Source organism: Actinomadura scrupuli (assembly GCF_050971785.1).
GTDB lineage: Bacteria > Actinomycetota > Actinomycetes > Streptosporangiales > Streptosporangiaceae > Actinomadura_E > Actinomadura_E scrupuli.
Genome location: NZ_JBPCCU010000005.1, coordinates 142700 through 158371, shown reverse-complemented (window position 1 = coordinate 158371; position 15672 = coordinate 142700). Strand labels below are relative to the sequence as shown.

At 69.9% G+C, this 15672-nt stretch carries 13 protein-coding genes; 2 read left to right on the top strand and 11 right to left on the bottom strand.

Annotation, left to right across the window (positions count from 1 at the left end; all coding sequences use genetic code 11):
• Window positions 1-197: 197 nt before the first annotated feature.
• From ACRYCC_RS23330 to ACRYCC_RS23310, 5 genes are all read right to left on the bottom strand, one after another.
• Window positions 198-515, bottom strand: a complete 318-nt coding sequence (locus ACRYCC_RS23330) for a hypothetical protein (RefSeq protein WP_433815296.1) — start codon at window positions 513-515, stop codon at window positions 198-200.
• Window positions 516-610: 95 nt separating this feature from the next.
• Window positions 611-1072 carry a peroxiredoxin gene (locus ACRYCC_RS23325; RefSeq protein ID WP_433815294.1) on the bottom strand — a complete coding sequence of 154 codons (462 nt, stop codon included), beginning with the start codon at window positions 1070-1072 and terminating at the stop codon, window positions 611-613.
• 180 nt (window positions 1073-1252) lie between these two features.
• Window positions 1253-1681, bottom strand: a complete 429-nt coding sequence (locus ACRYCC_RS23320; RefSeq protein ID WP_433815292.1) for a DUF3052 domain-containing protein — start codon at window positions 1679-1681, stop codon at window positions 1253-1255.
• A 139-nt stretch (window positions 1682-1820) separates the two neighbouring features.
• Window positions 1821-2231: a YjbQ family protein gene (locus ACRYCC_RS23315; RefSeq protein ID WP_433815290.1), complete on the bottom strand. Its 411-nt coding sequence runs from the start codon at window positions 2229-2231 to the stop codon at window positions 1821-1823.
• A 10-nt stretch (window positions 2232-2241) separates the two neighbouring features.
• A complete protein-coding gene (locus ACRYCC_RS23310) occupies window positions 2242-2448 on the bottom strand; it encodes a DUF1918 domain-containing protein (RefSeq protein ID WP_433815289.1) in 207 nt (68 codons plus the stop codon).
• Between the two features lie 198 nt (window positions 2449-2646).
• Here ACRYCC_RS23310 and aceE point away from each other — a divergent pair, with 198 nt between their 5' ends.
• The gene (aceE, locus tag ACRYCC_RS23305) at window positions 2647-5427 is read left to right on the top strand and encodes a pyruvate dehydrogenase (acetyl-transferring), homodimeric type (protein ID WP_433815287.1); all 2781 of its coding nucleotides are present in this window, start codon (window positions 2647-2649) and stop codon (window positions 5425-5427) included.
• Window positions 5428-5635: 208 nt separating this feature from the next.
• Window positions 5636-7513, top strand: a complete 1878-nt coding sequence (locus ACRYCC_RS23300) for a tetratricopeptide repeat protein (protein WP_433815285.1) — start codon at window positions 5636-5638, stop codon at window positions 7511-7513.
• Between the two features lie 44 nt (window positions 7514-7557).
• On the opposite strand, the gene mmsB is transcribed toward ACRYCC_RS23300, so the two are convergent.
• The 6 genes from mmsB to araB all read right to left on the bottom strand — a co-directional run bounded on the left by mmsB (window position 7558) and on the right by araB (window position 15593).
• Entirely contained in the window at window positions 7558-8823 is a 1266-nt protein-coding gene (mmsB, locus tag ACRYCC_RS23295) for a multiple monosaccharide ABC transporter permease (RefSeq protein ID WP_433815284.1), read from the bottom strand.
• 5 nt (window positions 8824-8828) lie between these two features.
• Window positions 8829-10358 (bottom strand): multiple monosaccharide ABC transporter ATP-binding protein, encoded by a 1530-nt coding sequence (mmsA, locus tag ACRYCC_RS23290; RefSeq protein WP_433815282.1) that lies wholly within the window; start codon window positions 10356-10358, stop codon window positions 8829-8831.
• Window positions 10359-10466: 108 nt separating this feature from the next.
• On the bottom strand, window positions 10467-11594 hold the full coding sequence (gene chvE / locus ACRYCC_RS23285) for a multiple monosaccharide ABC transporter substrate-binding protein (RefSeq protein ID WP_433815280.1): 1128 nt from the start codon (window positions 11592-11594) through the stop codon (window positions 10467-10469).
• An 80-nt stretch (window positions 11595-11674) separates the two neighbouring features.
• The gene (araA, locus tag ACRYCC_RS23280; protein WP_433815279.1) at window positions 11675-13192 is read right to left on the bottom strand and encodes an L-arabinose isomerase; all 1518 of its coding nucleotides are present in this window, start codon (window positions 13190-13192) and stop codon (window positions 11675-11677) included.
• 28 nt (window positions 13193-13220) lie between these two features.
• Window positions 13221-13898 (bottom strand): L-ribulose-5-phosphate 4-epimerase, encoded by a 678-nt coding sequence (locus tag ACRYCC_RS23275; RefSeq protein ID WP_433815277.1) that lies wholly within the window; start codon window positions 13896-13898, stop codon window positions 13221-13223.
• Complete coding sequence (gene araB, locus ACRYCC_RS23270) at window positions 13899-15593, bottom strand: ribulokinase (protein WP_433815276.1); 1695 nt, start codon at window positions 15591-15593, stop codon at window positions 13899-13901.
• Window positions 15594-15672: the final 79 nt, after the last annotated feature.

The following is a 15672-nucleotide window of genomic DNA, read 5'->3' as shown; positions in this document are numbered from 1 at the left end:
GACCCGAACCGTACGGCAGGTAACGGGAAAATGGCGTCCGGGCAACGTGAAACGTACGGGAACAAGTCATGAAGACCGGGGAACCAGACCACCGCGGGCGCCGTCCCATGGGTACCGGCCCAGTGTGACACACCTCGGGAAACGGGCCGTGAACGCGGCTTCGGGCGGGTGGGGCGCCGGGGTTGAGGAGCCGGGGTTCAGGAGCCGCGTTTCAGCACCCGGTTGAGAGCGGCCGCCACCTCCGCCGAGAGCTCGGAGCTCGTCGTCTCCGACTCCTCCTGGGGGCGCTCCGCGCCGCGCACATGGCCGCAGTCGCGGCACTCGACCTCACCCAGCCGGCAGACCAGGGCGATCGAACCGCAACCGGCGCAGCCGTCGAGCTCGGCCGCCCAGTCGGTGTTCGCCTGGCACACCGGGCAGACGAGCACCTGCCGGTCCGCGCGGACGCCGCGCTTCCACTGGCTCGCACCGCGGACCGGGTCACTCTGCCGGGTACCGCATCGGAAGCAGGGCATAGGGCCCCTCCCGTGTTCGGCCGGCCCTGGTCGAGGGCCCGCTCTCGATCCCGGCCCCCGGCCCGGTCCCTTGACGGGAGCGGGCCGGTCCCGGATCAGGAAAGCTCGGCGAGCGCCTTGCGGTACTCGCTGATGTCACGAGCGTCGGGGATCGCGTTCTCGACCTTCCAGCGCACGACACCCTGCTTGTCGATGATGAAGGTGCCGCGGACTGCCAGCCCCTTGTCCGCGTCGAAGACGCCGTACGATTCCGCGACCGCGCCGTGCGGCCAGAAGTCCGACAGCAGCGGGAACTCGTAGTTCTCCTGCTCGCCCCAGGCACGGTGCGCGAACATCGAGTCCACCGACACCGCGATCACCTGCACGTCGTCGCCGCCCAGGGTGGGCAGCTCGTCACGGATCGCGCACAGCTCACCGGTGCAGATGCCGCTGAAGGCCAGCGGGTAGAACACGAGCACGACGTCTTTCTTCCCGCGGAAGTCCGACAGCTTGACCGGCGTCCCGTGCTGGTCCTTCAACTCGAAATCCGGTGCGCTGCCACCGACCTCGACCGTCATGTGACGTCCCTTCGTTGAACTGGGCGGATGGTCCAGGCATCAGTCTGCCACTCCGGCCTGGCGCCCGGGTCGCCGAGGGGGGACAGCCTGATCACGCCTCCGGCGGGCCGACACGTCCGGCCGGAGGCGCGCCGGGCCCCCCTGCCCGGCGAAGGCCGTCCCGTGGAAAGTGCCGTTGGCTCAGCGGCGCGCCTTAGGGGCGACCAGGCGGGTGCCGGACCAGTCCTTGGCGGCACTCACGCTGCTCGTCTGGGACAGCCCCGCCGTGGGCGAGGCCTCATCGATGTCGCTGGGTTCGACATGGCCGTCACGGCCCGCCTTCGGCGTCAGCAGCCAGATGTGGCCACCGTCCGCCAGCGACGTGCGTGCGTCGACGAGTCCGTCGACGAGGTCGCCGTCGTCATCGCGCCACCACAGCAGCACGACGTCGACCACCTCCTCGTAGTCCTCGTCGACCAGCTCGGCTCCCGTGACGATCTCGATGGAGCTGCGCAGCTCGTCATCGCAGTCGTCGTCCCAGCCGATCTCCTGCACCACCTGGCTGGCCCTGAAGCCGAGCCGTTCGGCCAGGCCGCGCTCTGTCTGCGCCTGACCCGCGGTCGCGCTCACGAACGTCCTCCAATTTCGATCTTCGGCCCCCCTAGTGGGGCTCGCCTCCGCCGCAGCGGTGTTTGCCGGACAGTTCACACAAGTGACCGGCCCTTGCGCAAGTGTCTAAGCAGGTTCTGAATGAAGCAGGCCACTTCCCTCAACTTTCCGCAAGGAACGAGAGTCGCACCTGTCGGTCCGGATTGTCGACATTGAGATCCACGATCGACACAGACTGCCAGGTTCCGAGGGCCATTCGCCCATCGACGACCGGAATAGTGGCGTAGGGCGGCACCAGCGCCGGCAGGACGTGTGAACGCCCATGCCCACGGGAGCCGTGGGCATGCCGCCACCGGTCGTCGGCAGGGAGCAACTCGCGGAGCGCGGCCAGCAGGTCATGATCGCTGCCCGCGCCGAGCTCGATGAGGGCCACGCCGGCGGTGGCGTGCGGCACGAAAACGTGCAGCAGCCCGTCCCCGCCGGCCGTACGGGTGAACTCCCGGCATTCGGCCGTGATGTCGTGCACCACCTCGTGTCCGCCGGTCGACACACGGATCACTGTGGTCTTCATGGGTACCTGTCTACCCCGATGACGCCCCTTTCACCGAACGGGGCTCGACGACCGCGTCCGGGCCCGGGCAGACCGTCCGGGTGTGGCCATCGTCGAACCGGACGACGTACGGCGGGGTGCCGTCGTCGCCGTGCACCTCGATGATCTCTCCGCTGTGATCCGGCTCTCCGACGGTGTTGGCGTGGACGTGCAGCCGGTCACCTACTGTCGCCTGCATGAACTAACCTCCGTACGAGTTGACTCCTCACTTCAAGAGTGCCCACCGAGCGGGGCCGGATATACCTGTTGACCAGCACAAATAGTTACTCACCAGTAGAGATGCGTTAGCCGCACATACGTACGACGATGGTCAGCATCAAGACGGTGACTGTCGGACACAGGCGGCAGTCACATGGAGAGGCACAGAGGGGACCCCGTGGCTTCCGGACGCCAACGCTTTTCGATCATCAGCGACGGGCTGCCGAGCCAACTCCCGGACATCAACCCCGATGAAACCCGAGAGTGGCTGGAATCGCTGGACACGGTCATCAAGACGGAGGGGCGCACCCGAGCCCGTTACGTCATGCTCCGGCTTCTGGAGCGTGCCCGTGAGCAACAGGTTGGCGTTCCCAGCCTGCGCAGCACCGACTACATCAATACCATCCCGCCCGAGCGAGAACCATGGTTTCCTGGCGACGAGCACATCGAGCGCCGGGTCCGCGCCTACATCCGGTGGAATGCCGCGATCATGGTCTCGCGGGCGAACCGGCCCGAGCTCTCCGTCGGCGGCCACATCGCCACCTACGCCTCGGCGGCCTCGCTGTACGAAGTCGGCTTCAACCACTTCTTCCGCGGTAAGGATCACGGCGAGTCCGGCGACCAGGTCTTCATCCAGGGCCACGCCACGCCGGGGATCTACGCGCGGGCGTTCCTCGAGGGCCGGCTGAGCGAGCACCAGCTGGACGGCTTCCGGCAGGAGATCTCCCACCCCGGTGGGGGCCTGCCGTCCTATCCGCATCCGCGGCTGATGCCGGACTTCTGGGAGTTCCCCACGGTCTCGATGGGCCTCGGCGCCATCGACTCGATCTACCAGGCGCGGTTCAACCGCTACCTGCTGGCCCGGGAGATCAAGGACACCTCGCGCTCGCACGTGTGGGCGTTCCTGGGCGACGGCGAGATGGACGAGCCGGAGTCGCTGGGCGCGATCGGCGTCGCCGCCCGCGAGGAGCTCGACAACCTCACCTTCATCGTGAACTGCAACCTGCAGCGGCTGGACGGCCCGGTCCGCGGCAACGGCAAGATCATCCAGGAGCTGGAGTCGTACTTCCGCGGCGCCGGCTGGAACGTGATCAAGGTCATCTGGGGCCGGGACTGGGACCCGCTGCTGGCCAAGGACGTCGACGGCGTGCTGGTCAACAAGATGAACACCACCCCGGACGGCCAGTTCCAGACGTTCTCGGTGGAGCCCGGCGCCTACACCCGGGACCGGTTCTTCGGCGACGACCCCCGGCTGCGCAAGATCGTGGAACACCTCGACGACGACGAGCTGAGCAAGCTGTCGCGGGGCGGGCACGACTACCGCAAGCTCTACGCGGCCTTCAAGTCCGCGCGTGAGCACGTGGGCCAGCCGACGGTGATCCTGACCCACACCATCAAGGGCTGGACGCTCGGGCCGGACTTCGAGGCCCGGATGTCCTCGCACCAGATGAAGAAGCTCACCAAGAGCGAGCTCAAGGAGTTCCGCGACCGGCTCTTCCTGGAGATCCCCGACTCGGCGCTGGAGGCGGACCTGCCGCCGTACTACCACCCGGGCGAGGAGTCCGAGGAGATCCAGTACATGCGCGAGCGCAGGGCCGCCCTCGGTGGCTACCTGCCCAAGCGGGTCGACCGGGCCAAGCCGCTGAAGCTGCCCGGCGACAAGGTCTACGCCGAGCTCAAGCAGGGCTCGGGCAAGCAGGCCGTCGCCACCACCATGGGCTTCGTCCGGCTGCTCAAGGACCTCATGAAGGACAAGGCGATCGGGCACCGGTTCGTGCCGATCATCCCGGACGAGGCCCGGACCTTCGGCATGGACGCGATGTTCCCCACGGCGAAGATCTACTCGCCGTACGGGCAGACGTACGAGGCCGCGGACCGCAAGCTGATGCTCTCCTACAAGGAGTCCGAGCAGGGCCAGATCCTGCACGAGGGCATCACCGAGGCCGGCGCGATGGGCTCGATGATCGCCGCCGGGACCTCGTACGCCACGCACGGCGAGCACACGATCCCGATCTACATCTTCTACTCGATGTTCGGGTTCCAGCGGACCGGCGACCAGATGTGGGCGCTGGCCGACCAGATGGGCCGTGGATTCCTGCTCGGCGCCACCGCGGGCCGCACCACGCTGACCGGCGAGGGCCTGCAGCACAACGACGGGCACTCGCCGCTGCTGGCCTCGGCCAACCCGGCGTGCGTCTACTACGACCCGTCCTGGGCCTTCGAGATCTCCTACATCGTGCAGGACGCGCTGCAACGGATGTACGGCTCCTCGGAGGAGCACCCCGACGGCGAGAACATCTTCTACTACCTGACGATCTACAACGAGCCGTACCAGCAGCCGGCCCAGCCGGAGAACCTCGACGTGGCGGGCCTGCTCAAGGGGCTCTACCTGTACGCGGACGCCCCCACGGTGGCCGCGGACTCGCCCCGGGCGCACATCCTGTCCTCCGGGGTGGCGGGCCGCTGGGCGCTGGAGGCCCAGCGCCTGCTGGCCGAGGACTGGGGCGTGTCGGCGGACGTCTGGTCGGCCACGTCGTGGACCGAGCTGCGCCGTGAGGCGCTGGCCTGCGACTCGTGGAACCTGCTGCACCCCGACGGGGACCAGCGGGTGCCGTACGTGACCCAGGCGCTGGAGAACGCGCCGGGGCCGGTCGTGGCGGTCTCGGACTTCATGCGCGCGGTCCCGGACCAGATCGCCTCGTGGGTGCCGGGTGACTACTCCTCGCTCGGCACCGACGGGTTCGGCTTCTCCGACACCCGGGCGGCGGGCCGGCGGTTCTTCCACGTGGACGCCGCCTCGATCACCCTCGCGGTGCTCACCCGGCTGGCCAAGCGCGGCGAGGTCAAGCCGGAGACGCTGCAGCAGGCCATCGACAAGTACCGGCTGCAGGACTCCATCAGCGACGTGTTCGCCGGCGGGGTCCAGACCGCGGAGAGCAGCGCGGGCGGCGAGTCCTGACCCGTTCCGCCGCACGCTGAGAGGGGGCGTTCCCGCCGGGGAACGCCCCCTTCCGTGGTTCCGGGGGTCCAGGGCGGTGCCACGGAGAGAGTGCTCTCGGGGAGGGAGCGCCCTTTTCGGTTCCGCCGGGCACCGGCCGTTTCGCACCCGGAGACTGACCGTTATGGCAAGGTACGACCTGTAGCGATCACTTGTGCGGAGGGGCAGCGTGGCGGACGAGGGCATGGCCGATGCGCGGTTGCAGGCCGAGGGCGAGCTGAGCATGGCACGGCTGGCCCTGGACGACGGGGAGCTGTCCCACGCGGCGACCCACGTCGCCAACGCGCTGACCTGCGATCCCACCCTGCCCGAGGTGCACGAGCTGCTGGCCCACCTCGGCGCCCGCCCCGATGGCGGGCCGGAGCTGTTCCCCCTCCACGAACAGGCCTTCCTGGGCACGGTCGTCGCCCGGGCACATGTGCTGGCCTCCCGCGGCGAGCACGCCGAGGCGCTCGACCTGCTGGTGGCCGCCCAGTGCCACGAGCCCACGGGGCCGTGGGCGGCGGTGCCCTGGGTGCTCGATCCGCAGCTGCCCCGCCGGCTGGACTCCGGCCTGGTGACCACCCTGCTCGGGCGGCTGGTGAGCTCGTTCCGCAGCGATCCCGTACCCGAGGAACTCCGGCCCGCCCTCCACCCGTACCTCACCCTCGCCCGCGGCGCGGCCGACGCGCACTCCGCCGACGCGCGGCTGCTGTGGTGCGCCTCGCTGCTCGTGCGGCGGCTGGGCGAGCCCGCCGAGGCGGCCGAGCTGGCCGCCCGCTCCAACCGGATCCAGCCGTCCCCGAACGCCGGGATGGCCCTCGGCTACGCCCTGCGGGCGCAGGAGCGCTGGGACGAGGCCGAGCGGGCCTGGCTGGGCGCGCTGGAGCTCGCTCCGGACAACTCCGCCCTGATGACCGACCTCGCGGAGATGCTGGCCGACCGCGGCCGGCTGGAGGAGGGGCTGGCCTGGACCGACCGTGCGCTGCGGCAGGATCCGGGCCATGACTGCGCCTTCGTCGCCGCCTGCGGGATCCGCTTCGACCGCGACAGCGACGTCGACCACCTCGTCACGCTCGCCGACCATCTGCGCGGCCAGGAGAGCGGCACGCACGAGGCCGAGCACGCCGACCGGGTGCTGGCCGAGAAGTCCTTCCGCCGGTACTGGCTGCGGCACTTCCCGCGGCCCAGCGAGTCGGTGATCAACGTGCTGGAGCAGGTGATGGAGAAGGAGGCGGCCCCGGTGGGGGGCGGCTCGCTCACCGTCTCGGCTCCGGAGCCGCCCAGCGCGCTGCTCGCGTTCTCCCGGACCCTGGCCGACTTCAGCGTGACCATCTCCGACGTGCCCCACCCGGACCTGCGGGCGACCGTCCCCGAGGTGTTCCCCAGCGGACCGGTGCGGGCCGTACGGCATCGCGTGTGGGAGTACACCGGCACGGTGGCGCGCCCGGCGGTCCCCCCGCCGTCGGCCGAGGCCGCCCGGTCCGTCCAGTCCCTGGCGGGCCGGCCCTGGCGGCACCTGCCGGCCGCCTACGACGACGCGGTACGGCTGTCCGCGCTCCCGCTCGGGGATCTGCTCGGGGTGCTGGTGCATCCCCCGGAGCCGCCGGCGGGCGCCGACCTCACCTGGCCGGACTGGCTCCGCTCGGTCCAGGCCTGGGCCTGCCTGGGCATCGCCCACCACCACAGCGACCAGCCGTGGCCGGACTCCACCCGCCGCGAAGTGCTCACCGACCTGGCCTACGGGCCCGAGGACTGGATCACCGAGGCGGCGCTGCTGGGCCTGGTCGCCACCGCCTGGGTGCACCCCGACACCCGGGCCGAGGTCGGGAGCCTGGTCGGCTGGCGCTTCATGGCCGCGCTGCAGGCGAACCAGACCCGGGCGGTCACGATCATGGACTCGCTCGCCCTGCTGGTGCTGGCCACCCCGGCCATGAACCCGGACGTACGGGGCCTCGCACGCGACATGCTCGCGCCGCCGGAGGACGAACCACAGGGTGGCACTCCCCCGGCCGCCGCGCAGTCCAGGCCCGGCCACCGCCTCGGCAGGCTCTTCGGCCGCGGCTGACCGTCGCCGGCCCGCTGCGGACTCCCCGTACGGCCGCTACGCGCTCACCTCGACGCGCCGGACCGGCGCTTGGTCCACACGTCGTAGGCGACGGCGGCGAGCAGGACGAGGCCCTTGACGAGCATCACGCGCTCGCTGGGGGCGCCGATCAGGGACATGCCGTTGTTGATGACCGCCATGATCAGGCCACCGGTGATGGCGCCGACCACCTTGCCCACGCCGCCCTGGACGGCGGCGCCGCCGATGAAGGCCGCCGCGATCGCGTCCAGCTCGAAGGCGTTGCCCGCCGTGGGACCCGCCTGGTTGAGCCTGCCCGCGAAGATGACGCCGGCGAGCGCGGCCAGCACGCCCATGTTGACGAAGATCCAGAACGTCACGGACTTGACCTTGACGCCGGACAGGGTCGCGGCCTGGAGGTTGCCGCCGACCGCGTAGAGACGGCGGCCGAACACCGCCCGGTTGGTCATCAGCGAGTACGCCAGCACCAGTACGGCGAGCAGCACGAGGACCCACGGCAGGTTCTTGAACCGGGCCAGCTGCACCACCACGGCCAGCACGACGAACGCCGCGGCCGCGATCTTGACGAGGAAGATCGGCAGCGGGTCGACGGTCTGGCCGTAGCCCACGCGTGCGGCCCGTACCCGCCACTGCGTGACGGCGATGGACGCCACGACGCCGAGGCCCACCAGCAGGGTGAGCAGGTCCGCGCCGCCCAGCGGGCCGAGCCCGATGTTGCCGAGATATCCGTCGACGAAGCCGTTGGAGAGCGTACGGATCTGTTCCGGGAAGGGGCCGATGCCCTGGTTGCCCAGCACGGTGAGGGTCAGCGCGCGGAAGACGAGCATGCCCGCGAGCGTGACGATGAAGGCCGGAATGCCGAAGTAGGCGACCCAGTAGCCCTGCCAGGCCCCGATCAGTGCGCCCGCGACCAGCGTCAGCAGCACCGCGATCGGCCACGGCACATGATGATTGACCGTCAGCACGGCACAGATCGCCCCGGTGACCGCGACGACCGATCCCGCGGACAGGTCGATGTGCCCGCCGATGATGATCAAGATCATCCCGATCGCCAGGATCAGGATGTAGGAGTTCTGGACGATGATGTTCGAGATGTTCTGCGGCTGGAGCAGGTCACCGTCGGTCAAGATCGAGAAGAACACCACGATCAACGCGAACGCGACGTAGATCCCGCTCTGCCGGGGATTGATGGTGAATCGGCGCGCTGCCCGGCTCTTCGGCGGCGGCGCCCCGCCCGGCGCCGTCTCGGCGGTGGCGGGGACCTCCGCGTTGCTGGAGGCGATGCTGCTCATGGACGCTACTCCTGTCCCTTGGTCATGTACTGCATGAGGCGTTCCTGGGTCGCTTCCGAGCGGGCGACCTCGCCGGTGATGCGGCCCTCCGAGAGGGCGTAGATGCGATCGCAGAGCCCCAGCAGCTCCGGCAGTTCCGAGGAGATGAGCAGGACCGCCTTGCCCTCCTCGGCCAGCCGGTTGATGATCGAATAGATCTCGTACTTGGCGCCGACGTCGATGCCGCGGGTGGGCTCGTCGAGGATCAGCACGTCCGGATCAGTGAAGATCCACTTGGCCAGCACGACCTTCTGCTGGTTGCCGCCGCTGAGCGTGCCCGTCGTGGTGAGCACGCTGGGCGCCTTGATGTTCAGGCTGGTGCGGAACTCGTTGGCGACGCGGTACTCCTCGTTCTCGTGGACCATTCCGCGCTTGGCCAGCTTGCCGAGGCCGACGGCGGAGATGTTGCGCTTGATGTCCTCGATGAGATTGAGCCCGTAGCGCTTGCGGTCCTCGGTGACGTAGGCGATGCCGTGGCTGATCGCGTCCTGGACCGAGCGGAGGTGGATCTCCTTGCCGTCCTTGATGATCCGGCCCGAGATGTTCTTCCCGTAGGCCCGGCCGAAGACGCTCATCGCCAGCTCGGTGCGGCCCGCGCCCATGAGGCCGGCCAGCCCGACGATCTCACCGCGGCGCAGCGTGAGGCCCGCGCCGGAGACGACCACCCGGTCGCGCTGGGTCGGGCTGTGGACGGTCCAGTCCTCGATCCGCAGCACCTCGGTGCCGATGTCCGGCTCGTGCGGCGGGAAGCGGTCGGAGAGGTCGCGGCCGACCATGCCGGAGATGATGCGCTCCTCGGTCACCTCGTCGCGGCGCATGTCGAGCGTCTCGATCGTGCGGCCGTCCCGGATGATCGTGATGGAGTCGGCGATCTCCGCGATCTCGTTGAGCTTGTGCGAGATGATCACCGAGGTGATGCCCTCGTCGCGCAGGCCCCGCAGCAGGTCGAGCAGGTGCGCGGAGTCGTCGTCGTTGAGCGCGGCGGTCGGCTCGTCCAGGATCAGCAGCCGTACCTTCTTCGACAGCGCCTTGGCGATCTCGACCAGCTGCTGCTTGCCGACGCCGATGTCGAGCACCGGGGTCACCGGGTCCTCGTCCAGGCCCACCCGGGCGAGCAGGGCCGCCGCCTCGTGGTTGGTCCGGTTCCAGTCGATCAGGCCGCGGGTGGACCGCTCGTTGCCGAGGAAGATGTTCTCCGCGATCGAGAGCTGCTGGCAGAGCGCCAGCTCCTGGTGGATGATCACGATGCCGCGCTGTTCGCTGTCGTGGATGCCGGAGAACTCGCACAGCTCGCCGTCGAAGCGGATCTCCCCGTCGTAGGAGCCGTGCGGATAGACGCCGGACAGCACCTTCATCAAGGTCGACTTGCCCGCGCCGTTCTCGCCGCAGATCGCGTGGATCTCGCCGCGGCGCACCGAGAGGCTGACCTCCTGGAGCGCCTTGACGCCGGGAAAGGTCTTGGTGATCCCGCTCATCCGCAGGATGTCGTCGGTCATGCGTGCAGTCTCCTCACCGGTGCCGTGCCCCCTGTCGGTCCTGTGTGCCCGGAGGCGTGGGCCGCGCCCCGCCGCCGCCCCAGACGGCGGCGGGGTGCGGAGATGGGGCTAGCCCAGCTGGGCGGCCGTGTAGTAGCCGGAGTCCACCAGGAGCTTCTGGTAGTTGGTCTTGTCGACGATGACCGGCTGGAGCAGGAAGGACGGGACGACCTTCTTGCCGTTGTCGTAGTCCTTGGTGTTGTTGACCTCGGGCTTGGAGCCCTTGAGGACGGTGTCGGCCATCTTCACGGTCACCGCGGCGAGCTCACGGGTGTCCTTGAAGACGGTGGAGTACTGCTCACCGCCGATGATCGACTTCACCGAGGCCACTTCGGCGTCCTGGCCGGTGACCACAGGATATGGCTGCCCGGCGGTGCCGTAGCCGTTGCTCTTCAGCGCGGACAGGATGCCGATCGACAGGCCGTCGTAGGGCGACAGGACGCCGTTGACCTTCACACCACTCTTGTAGGTGGTGGTGATGATGTCCTCCATGCGCTTCTGGGCCGTGGCGGGGTCCCAGCGCAGGATGGCCACGGTCTTGAAGTCGGTCTGGTGGCTCTTGACGACCAGCGTCCCCTTGTCGAGGTACGGCTTGAGCACCGACATGGCGCCGTTGAAGAAGAACGTGGCGTTGTTGTCGTCGGGCGACCCGGCGAACAGCTCGACGTTGAACGGCCCCTTGGCCGTGCCGTCCGAACCGTCCGCGTTCTTCAGCTTGAGACCCACCAGCAGCGAGGTGGCCTGCTCGACGCCGACCTTGAAGTTGTCGAACGTCGCGTAGTAGTCGACGTTCGGGCTGTTGCGGATCAGCCGGTCGTAGGCGATGACCGGGATCTTCTTGTCCGCGGCCTCCTGGAGCTGGCTGGTGATGGCGGTGCCGTCGATCGAGGCGATGATCAGCAGCTTGGCGCCCTGCGTGATCTGGTTCTCGATCTGGTTGACCTGGGTCGGGATGTCGTTCTCTGCGTACTGCAGGTCGACCTTGTATCCCTGCTTCTGGAGCGCCGTCTTGATGTTGTCGCCGTCGTGGATCCACCGCTCCGACGACTTGGTGGGCATGGTGACGCCGACGAGCGCGCCGCTACCGCTGCCGGGCTTGGCCTTCTCGTCGACCGACTTGGTGGACGAGCCACAGGCGCTCAGGGCCGTGGCGAGCGCGATGGTCGCACCCACCGCGGCCAACCGGGTGAATTTCATGTTCTCTCCTTTGAATGCCGGGTGCGGCACGGACGTGCGGTGTGAAAGGAAGCCGGGTCGCCGGAGGCGGCGCGGCCGGGTCATCTCCAGCCGGGCAGGCCCTGGGCGAGCCGGTGGTAGGCGTGGTTCCAGCGCAGCCGATCATCGAAGTCCGCGGTGGTGGTGCGGTCGTCGATCAACACCAGCTCGGTGTGCGCCATCTGCGCGAAGTCCCGCAGCGTAGCCGAGCCGACGGCCTGGGTGAGCACGGTATGGTGCGGGCCGCCCGCGGTGAGCCAGGACTCGGCCGAGGTGCCCAGCGAGGGCGCGGGCTTCCATACCGCCCGCGCGACCGGCAGGTTCGGCAGCGGCTCGTCCGGCGGCACGACCTCGATCTCGTTGGCCACCAGGCGGAAGCGGTCGCCCAGGTCGGCCAGGCCGATCACCACCCCCGCGCCGGGAGCGGCGTCGAAGACCAGCCGGACCGGATCCTCGCGGTCTCCGATGCCGAGCGGATGGATCTCACAGGACGGCTGCGCGGCGGCGATGCTCGGGCACACCTCCAGCATGTGCGCGCCGAGGATCTTCGGCTCGCCCGGCCCGAAGTGGTAGGTGTAGTCCTCCATGAACGAGGTGCCCCGGCCGGTCCCGGTGCCCATGGCCTTGATCGCGGCCAGCAGCGCGGAGGTCTTCCAGTCGCCCTCGCCGCCGAAGCCGTACCCCTCGGCCATGAGCCGCTGCACCGCGAGACCGGGGAGCTGGCGCAGGCCGCCCAGGTCCTGGAAGTTGGTGGTGAAGGCCCCGAAACCGCCCTCGGTCAGGAAGTGCCGCAGGCCGAGCTCGATGCGGGCGGCGTAGCGCAGCGAGTCGTGGCGCGACTCCCCTCGCGCCAGGTCCGGCGCGAGCCGGTAGGCGTCGGCGTACTCGACGACCAGCGCGTCCACCTCGGCGTCGGCGACCGCGTCGACCACCTCGACCAGGTCGTTGACGCCGTAGGTGTTCACCGAGACGCCGAACCGCAGCTCCGCCTCGACCTTGTCGCCCTCGGTGACCGCGACGTCACGCATGTTGTCGCCGAAGCGGGCGAGCCGCAGGCCGCGCAGGTGCGCCTGCCCCGCGGCCGCCCGGGCCCAGTCGTCGATCCGCGCGGCCAGCCCGGGGTCGGAGGCGTGACCGGCCACCGTCTTGCGCGCCACGCCGAGCCGGGTCTGGATGAACCCGAACTCGCGGTCGCCGTGCGCCGCCTGGTTGAGGTTCATGAAGTCCATGTCGATGGACGCCCAGGGCAGTGCCGCGTTGAGCTGGGTGTGCAGGTGCAGCAGCGGCTTGCGCAGCACGTCCAGCCCGGTGATCCACATCTTCGCCGGCGAGAAGGTGTGCATCCAGGCGATCACGCCGATGCACGAGGGATCGGCGTTGGCCTCCTGCATCACCGTGCGGATCGCGACCGCGTCGGTGAGCACGGGCTTCCAGACGATCTCCGCGGAGATCCGGCCCGAGTCGGCCAGCATCCGCCCGATCTGCTGCGACTGATGGGCCACCTCGTCGAGCGTGTCCGGCCCGTACAGGTGCTGGCTGCCGGTCAGGAACCAGACCTGGGACTTCGTGACGGATGACATGGGGTGCTCTCCTCCAGAGATCACGGAATCAGGCCTGCCCGTAGACGTTCTGGTAGCGGGCGTAGAGGCTGTCGACGTCCGCCGGGGAGATCTCGCCGGTCGGCCCGAGCTGGCGTGCGAGGTGGACGGTGCGGGCCACGTCCTCCACCAGGACGGCGGCCTTGACGGCGGCCCGGGCGTCGGCGCCGACGGTGAAGGGACCGTGGTTGCGCATCAGGACCGCCGGAGAGCGGCTCTCCCGCAGGGTCTCCACGATGCCGCGGCCGATGGAGTCGTCCCCGATGAGGGCGAACGGCCCCACCGGGATCGCGCCGCCGAACTCGTCAGCGATCATCGTCAGGACGCACGGGATCGGCTCGCCGCGTGCCGCCCACGCCGTCGCGTAGGGCGAGTGCGTGTGCACCACGCCGCCGGTCTCCGGCCGGTGCCGGTAGACGTAGGCGTGCGCCGCGGTGTCGGACGACGGGGACAGGTCGCCGTCGACCAGGTTCCCGAGCAGATCGGTGACGACCATGGTGTCGGCGGAGAGCTCGTCGTAGGACACCCCCGACGGCTTGATGACCATCAGGTCCTCGCCGGGCACCCGGGCGGAGACGTTGCCCGCGGTCCACGCCACCAGCCCGTACCGCGTCAGCTCGCCGTGCAGCTCGGCGACGGTGCGGCGCAGTCCGCTGATCGTGTCCCGTACGTGGGAGGTGACCGACATCTACTCCTGGCCTTCCTGTGTCGTGGCGGCGGAGGTGCTCTCGCGCGCCCCCGCCCTGAGCCGGTGCATGACGTCGTTGCCGCCGCGGCCGAAGTAGTCGTGCAGCGCGGTGTACTCGGCGAACAGCCGCTCGTAGGCCTCGACGTTCTCCGGGATCGGCCGGTAGACGCCGTGCCGCACCGAGCCCATGGCCGCGGCCGCCGCACGGATGTCGGGGTGGGCGCCGGCGGCCACCGCGGCGTGGATCGCCGAGCCCAGCGCCGGCCCCTGCTCGGAGCCGATGGTGGACAGCGGCAGGCCGGTCACGTCGGCGTAGATCTGCATCAGCAGCGCGTTGCGCAGCAGACCACCAGCGATGACCAGCTCGGTGACCGGCACCCCCGCCTGGTGGAAGGCGTCGATGATCGTCCGGGTGCCGAAGGCGGTCGCCTCGATCAGCGCCCGGTAGACGTCCTCGGCGCGGGTGGCGAGGGTCTGCCCGAGCACCAGCCCGGAGAGCTCGTGGTCGACCAGCACCGACCGGTTGCCGCTGTGCCAGTCGAGCGCGATCAGCCCGTGCTCCCCGATCCGCTGCCGGCCGGCGAGCTCGGTGAGGTGCTCGTGGACGGAGATGCCGAGCTCACGGGCCCGCTCGTGGTACTCGCCGGGCACCGAGTGGTCGACGAACCAGCCGAAGATGTCGCCGACGCCGCTCTGCCCCGCCTCGTAGCCCCACAGGCCCGGCACGATCCCGCCGTCGACGGCGCCGCACATCCCCGGCACCTCGCGCATGTCGGTGCCGTTCACCACGTGGCAGGTCGAGGTGCCCATGATCGCGACCATCTGCCCGGGCTCGACCGCCTGCGCGGCGGGCGCGGTGACGTGGGCGTCGACGTTGCCGACCGCCACCGCGATGCCCTCGGGAAGACCCGTCCACTCCGCGGCGCGGGCCGACAGCCCGCCGGCCCGGTCACCGAGGCGGCCGATCTGGCGGTCCAGCTTGTCGCGGACGAACCCCTCGAAGCCGGGGTTGAGGCCGCGCAGGAAGTCCGCCGACGGGTAGGCGCCGTCCTGGTAGATCCCTTTGTACCCGGCGGTGCAGGCGTTGCGGACGTACCGGCCGGTCAGCTGCCAGACGATCCAGTCGGCGGCCTCGACGAAGTGCTCCATCGCCGCGTAGACCTCCGGAGCCTCCTCCAGGACCTGCAGGCCCTTGGCGAACTCCCACTCCGAGGAGATCAGCCCCCCGTAGCGGGGAAGCCAGGCCTCCCGGCGCTCGGCGGCGAGGGCGTTGATGCGGTCCGCCTGGCCCTGTGCGGCGTGGTGACGCCACAGCTTGACGTAGGCGTGCGGGTCGGCGGCGAACTCCGGGAGCTCGCACAGCGGCACCCCCTCCGCCGTGGTCGGCACCATCGTGCAGGCCGTGAAGTCGGTGCCCACTCCCACGACGTCGCGGGGGTCCGCGCCCGCCGCCTCGATCGCCGCCGGCACCGCGGTGCGCAGGACGTCGATGTAGTCGGACGGGACCTGCAGGGCCCAGGAGGGCGGCAGCCGCTCGCCGGAGGAGGGCAGTACGCGGTCGATCACGCCGTGGCGGTACTCGTGCACCGCGCTGCCCAGCTCGGCGCCGTCACCGACCCGCACCACCACGGCTCGTCCGGACAGCGTCCCGAAGTCGACTCCCACCACGAGGGCGTCGGACGGATCGATCGGCATAGGTGGACACCTTCATCGGGGACGGGGATTACGCCGGCGGGAGCCGGGCGGATTCGGGGCGGCTCGCAGAGCAACCTGG